The organism is Sphingobacterium sp. 2149, from assembly GCF_031455655.1.
Classification (GTDB): Bacteria; Bacteroidota; Bacteroidia; order Sphingobacteriales; family Sphingobacteriaceae; genus Sphingobacterium.
The window spans coordinates 273,433-279,595 of sequence record NZ_JAVDTD010000012.1 but is presented as its reverse complement, the minus strand read 5'-3'; the positions used below and the strand labels follow the sequence as shown (position 1 = coordinate 279,595).

3 protein-coding genes are annotated in these 6,163 nt (G+C 41.0%); 2 read left to right on the top strand and 1 reads right to left on the bottom strand.

Annotation, left to right across the window (positions count from 1 at the left end):
- The first annotated feature begins 246 nt into the window (after nt 1-246).
- Nucleotides 247-1,917 carry a glutamine--tRNA ligase/YqeY domain fusion protein gene (locus tag J2X77_RS18495; RefSeq protein ID WP_209578552.1) on the top strand — a complete coding sequence of 557 codons (1,671 nt, stop codon included), beginning with the start codon at nt 247-249 and terminating at the stop codon, nt 1,915-1,917.
- Nucleotides 1,918-2,352: 435 nt separating this feature from the next.
- Nucleotides 2,353-3,018 carry an OmpW family protein gene (locus J2X77_RS18490; RefSeq protein WP_209578551.1) on the top strand — a complete coding sequence of 222 codons (666 nt, stop codon included), beginning with the start codon at nt 2,353-2,355 and terminating at the stop codon, nt 3,016-3,018.
- Nucleotides 3,019-3,162: 144 nt separating this feature from the next.
- Here J2X77_RS18490 and J2X77_RS18485 read toward each other — a convergent pair whose 3' ends face one another.
- Nucleotides 3,163-6,117 (bottom strand): DUF2723 domain-containing protein, encoded by a 2,955-nt coding sequence (locus J2X77_RS18485; RefSeq protein ID WP_310081934.1) that lies wholly within the window; start codon nt 6,115-6,117, stop codon nt 3,163-3,165.
- Nucleotides 6,118-6,163: the final 46 nt, after the last annotated feature.

Sequence of the window (6,163 nt, the reverse complement as noted above, 5' to 3'; positions counted from 1 at the left end):
AAGACTAATTTAAGATACGAAAAAAGGAGCAGAAAACTGTTATTTCCCACTCCTTTTTTTTGCCCAATCTAAAACGGGACTTTTTCAGTGCCCTCGCATAATATTGCCCCTTTTTTTTGCCAGATCAAAAGGTTATTAACTATGTACATAGTAAGCTATATAACACGCACATTCCACCGCTTATCCTGAGCCGAATATCTACGATCTCCTAGCAAATATCTCGTCGCGAATAATTAACTTTGCACTATGAGTGAAGAAAAATCATTAAATTTTATCGAGGAAATTGTCGAAGAGGATCTTCGTACAGGAAAGCATGGCGGACGTGTATTGACACGTTTCCCTCCTGAGCCAAATGGTTACCTCCACATTGGTCACGCCAAATCCATCTGCTTGAACTTTGGATTAGCACAGCAGTATAATGGCAAGACTAATCTACGTTTTGATGACACTAACCCTGTCACTGAGGATACTGAGTATGTTGAAAGCATCAAGAAAGATATTCAATGGCTTGGATTCCAGTGGGCAGAGGAATTATATACTTCAGATTATTTTGAGACATTATACAGTTATGCCGTTGAGCTAATAAAAAAAGGTCTAGCATACGTTGACGATAGCACAGCTGAAGAAATCGCTGCCGCGAAAGGTACCCCTACAGAACCGGGAGTTCCGACGCCTTACCGCGGCAGGTCTGTTGAAGAGAATCTTGCTTTATTTGCAGAAATGCGTGCCGGTAAATACAAAGACGGCGAAAAAGTACTCCGGGCAAAGATAGATTTAGCTAGCCCGAATATGCATATGCGCGACCCTTTGTTGTACCGCATCAAACACGCTCATCACCATAGAACTGGCGATCAATGGTGTATCTATCCCATGTATGACTTTGCACATGGACAATCCGATTCTATCGAGAAAATTACACATTCGATCTGTACATTGGAATTTATCCCACACCGCCCACTTTATGATTGGTGTATTGAAAAATTGGAGATTTTCCCTTCTAAGCAATACGAATTTTCCCGTTTGAATATGACCTATACCGTCATGAGTAAACGCAAATTGCTGCAATTAGTTAATGACAAATTTGTTGAAAGCTGGGACGATCCACGTATGCCTACGATCTCAGGATTGCGAAGAAGAGGCTATACACCTGCGAGTATCCGTAACTTCTGTGAGAAAATCGGTGTTCAAAAGCGTGAAAATATGATCGATGTAAGTCTTCTGGAATTCTGTATTCGAGAGGATCTCAACAAAACAGCATGGCGCAGAATGGCTGTATTAGATCCAATTAAATTAGTCATCACGAACTATCCTGATGGCCAGGTAGAAGAACTTATCGGTGAAAACAATCCAGAAGTTGAAGGTGGTGAAGGCGCGCGGTCCATTCCCTTTTCAAAAGAACTTTGGATAGAACGCGATGATTTTATGGAAGACGCTCCAAAAAAATTCTTCCGTTTAGCTCCAGGACTTTCTGTGCGTTTAAAACACGCATATATCGTAACCTGTCACGATTTTGTGAAAGATGAAAATGGAAAAGTAACGGAAGTGCATTGTACTTATGTTCCAAATTCTAAATCAGGAGAAGATACTTCTGGGTTGAAAGTGAAAGGAACAATTCATTGGATCTCCGTGCCGCATGCGAAAGAAGCCGAAGTGAGATTGTACGACAGATTGTTCAATGATGAAAACCCTGCTGCTGCAGAAGATTTCAAAGCATCGATTAACCCTGAAAGCTTGCATATTATTGAACGCGCTTATATTGAACCGGATCTAACACATGCAACTCCGGGAAAAGGTTATCAATTTATACGACTGGGATATTTTACATTAGATACACATTCTACCCCTTCCCAATTAGTCTTTAACCGTACGGTTACACTGAAAGATTCCTGGGGCAAAGAGGTAAAGAAAAATGCATAAAAGATTTATTCTTAACTAAAAGAGGTCGGAAGTGATTCCGACCTCTTTTAGTTTATGGTATGTCCTTTTACTAAATCTGCAGCCAGCTTTGACATTTTCCTTCCCCAAAAAGCATATATAAACACAGTCATCCTCTTCACAGCATTTCTGATAAATTTAGGCAACGCTATCAAACCTGAGATCATCCTAAATTTTTGCTTTTTCTCCAACATGCAATATAGCCTTCGAAAATTCAGGCTTTACTCAAGACTGACAAACAAAATTCCCCCAGAGTCAAAAACAGATACAGATGTGCTTTTTTTTGACAATAATTTATAAAGGTACGTCATGTACACTACTCAAAGCATTATATCATTCATTTTTCAACTTGATTATCGTCACTCTTTTGCCTTGATTTTAGCAATAGTTTTACGTCAAATAAATACCCTTAATGATATGAAAAAGTTATTTTTAATCGCATTGACACTCACTTTAGGAGCACTAAGTTTACAAGCACAAACAATCCCTAATCAACGTTGGCAAATGAGACTCAGAGGAGTGGCAGTCATGCCAAACGAATCGGCTACTATTAATACGATAGGCGGAGACGTGGACATCAACACAAAGTTTATTCCTGAACTGGACTTCACCTATTTTTTCACAAAAAACATTGCGGCGGAATTGATTCTTGGAACGACAAAACATAATGTGCATACAACAGGCTCAGATTTAACTGCGATTGGTGGAAGTTCATCCAGCAATGTCGATCTAGGCAGTGTTTGGCTTCTTCCTCCTACGCTTACAGCTCAATATCACTTCTTCCCCGATGGAGCTATAAAACCTTATGTGGGCGCAGGGATAAATTACACGATATTCTATAGTGCTAACGCTGGATCAACTGTAAAGAATGTGAAATACGACAATGCTTTTGGCTTCGCTACCCAACTCGGGATTGACTTTAAGCTATCAGACAAATATTTTGTGAATTTAGATGCTAAATATATTCTTTTAAAGACAGATGTTAATGTGGATGCATCCAACTTGGCTCCCAACTTATCCATACCGGCAAAAGTTGATATCAATCCTTTTCTCCTTGGCTTTGGAGTCGGCATGAAATTCTAATCATTTGGCTCATTTCCCTATCCTATATGTATCGAGGCCGCTTTCAGTATATGAAAACGGCCTCATCTGGTTCCTTAGCTCAAGCATATTCATCCAGTTACCATTTAGGCAAACCCAATACATTGGCTTCGTTTGTTACAAACATTACTCTAGACCATACCAGTTTTGATATTGACGCCTTAAGCCCTCGACACGCGCTAATCGTTTATCCTCTTTCGCATCCGATAAAATTTTACGGTAGCGATCTACCGAGTCCAATCCAACCTGAATATCATTCCATTCGAAGCTTAAATTTTTCTTATCCACTACGAGTTGATGCAAATATTCCATATTTTCAGCTACATAATTTAGATTTCGATCCATCATATTATTGGCGAGCTGAGGTTGTCCAGAACGATATAGACTATCAATAATATCAGCATAGTTGACTGCATCTGACATAGCATACACGCGCGCAGGTAATTGATCATATGCTTTTTTAGCAACTTCTCCTGCTTGTTTTATTTGGCCATTAGCCAACAACAGACGCGCTGCTTTTCCAAAAATATCTCTTGCATACATGCTTGAAAAGCGGAATGAATCCGTATCAACATATCGAGCGTTTTTTATATTGCCCCAATTATACGTGTGCATAATGTTATGATATAAAGCTTCAATGTTCACTAGTCCGGCTTGCTCAATTTGCTTTTCTGTTGACGCACCTGTAGCTGCGACCGGCATCAGTCTAGACGTGAAACCTTCATTAACAAGATATTTATCTAATCCTAATTTAAGATCACTTGGCAACATATTTGAAAAATAGACGGGCCTGTTCCATTTGTTATTTTCAAGCACCGATAAGATTGTTAAATCTGCCCTTGTTAGGTGGTCATTTGGTATCTCCCATTCCATAATTGATACAATAGCTTCCTGCAAATAAGATGGAACTGCATTTTTCTTGACGACCTCCGCTTTATTAACGTCCAGTTTGACTTTTCTTGAGGGGAAATAATTTTCCCTCTCACCGGAATTCAACTGAACTTTATAATCGGGATCATCTGACGTCACAAATTGTAATAACTGACCTGCATCAACAGCTTTGTCGAGTTGCCTATCCACAAAGGGGATATAATCACGGACACCTTTTTTTGTCTTTTCTGCCGGAATTGTCACGGGGAGGCCTGCTGCTCGATAAGTCGGCTGCCTGGCCTGTTGCATATACCAATCACCGGTAAGATAACTTAAGACGACCACCCGTACATCGGGACGCACACCTTCTACTTCTTGTAAGTACCACACCGGAAATGTATCATGATCGCCATACGTAAATAGGATTGCATTTGGAGCACAGGCCTCAAGATAATTACGCGCCAAGTCCCTTGCCATCGATTTCTCCGATCGATCATGATCGTCCCAGTTTTGATGAACCAAAATAATGGGGCCGCCCAGCAACGCAAAAGATAAACCAGTCGCCAAAGCATAACGTGTTCGTACAAAACGTTTGAAAAAACGAACCAATGCGATCAGCCCCAATCCAATCCAGATTGCAAAGGCGTAGAAAGAGCCCACATAAGCATAATCCCGCTCCCGAGGTTGCATGGGCGTTTGATTTAGGTAAACAACAATCGCTATTCCGGTAAATACAAACAGCAGGGTTACGACCAAAGTATAAGGCTTGTTGTTTCGATACAACCATACCGCACCAGCTATTCCCAAAAGCAGCGGCAGAAAGAAATAGGTATTTCGGCTCGGATCATGTGCCTGCGATTGCGGTAGTTTATCTTGCGCACCTAGTCGCCAGTTATCGAATGCTTTGACCCCCGACAGCCAGTTGCCATCGCTATAGGTCCCATACCCTTGTCGATCATTCTGTCTACCGACAAAATTCCATAAGAAATAGCGCGTATACATATCGCCAAGCTGAAAATTGAAAAAGAATTTAAAATTGTCGGAGAATTGTGGTTGCTCTCCCTCTTTCAAATTGAGGTAACTTCTATAATAGGCTTGATGGTTTCCATCTTGGCTGTAGATACGCGGGAAAAAGGTTTCCTTATCAAATTGATATTTGTCTATCTGTGTAAAGGGTACATACGCCGATTGATCTTTCCGATAGCCTGTCTTACTCTTTACACCAACCACTTGCGAATCATAATACGGGCCTTTGAGCAATGGCTCCCGGACATATTGTTCCCGGCTCAAATATCCCAAAAAAGAAAATACATTATCCGGCGCATTATTATTCAAGGATGGATTTGCTTTTCCCCGGATCATGACCATGGTGTAGGAACTGTATCCAAATAAAACAAAACAAAAAACTAACAAAGCGGTGTTGAGCGTGTATTTGCGCTTTGTATACGAATAATACAAACCGCAAACTATCAATCCTACCAGCAATGAGCACGAGAAGAAAATTCCGGAACCAAATCCCATTCCAAGTGAGTTTACAAATACAAGGTCAACTTTAGCAGCCAGGCCAACCAACCATTGAATAATACCCCACAAAACGGCTCCCAGGATCAGTACACCTACTACAAACGCTTTTAAGGTACCTTTCGCACTCACCTGAGTTGCTTTTCTGAAATAGACCACCATCGCTATCGCTGGGATAGCCAAAAGATTCAATAAATGGACTCCAATAGAAAGCCCCATAACAAAACCGATAAATACCAGCCAACGATCACTACCTTCTTCATCAGCACGAGCTTCCCATTTTAATATCCCCCAAAACACAACTGCTGTACACAAGGACGACATCGCATAAACTTCGGATTCTACGGCCGAATACCAAAATGAATCGCTGAAACTAAATGCCATTGCACCAACAATTCCTGCGCCGAAGATCTGCAAGCAGTTGGATAAAGGTGCGTATTTGTCTTCGCGGAGTATCTTCTTGGCAATTGCTGTTATCGTCCAAAATAAAAATGTAACCGTAAGCCCGCTGCAAATTGCCGATCCGATATTCATCCAATAGGCGATTTTACCTGCATTACCCAAAGCCAAGTTTGAAAATACATTCTGAATCAGAAGAAACAATGGTGCCCCAGGTTGGTGTGCTACTTCCAGCTTGTAAGCACAGGCAATGAATTCACCACAATCCCACCAGCTTACCGTCTTTTCCACGGTAGCAATGTATACACATGTGGCAATGAGTCCGCAAGCAAAACCC

Bases quoted from the DNA above. Each gene is read 5' to 3' on its own strand.
- J2X77_RS18495 (WP_209578552.1), top strand. From the start codon at position 247: ATGAGTGAAGAAAAATCATTAAATTTTATCGAGGAAATTGTCGAAGAG.
- J2X77_RS18490 (WP_209578551.1), top strand. From the start codon at position 2,353: ATGAAAAAGTTATTTTTAATCGCATTGACACTCACTTTAGGAGCACTA.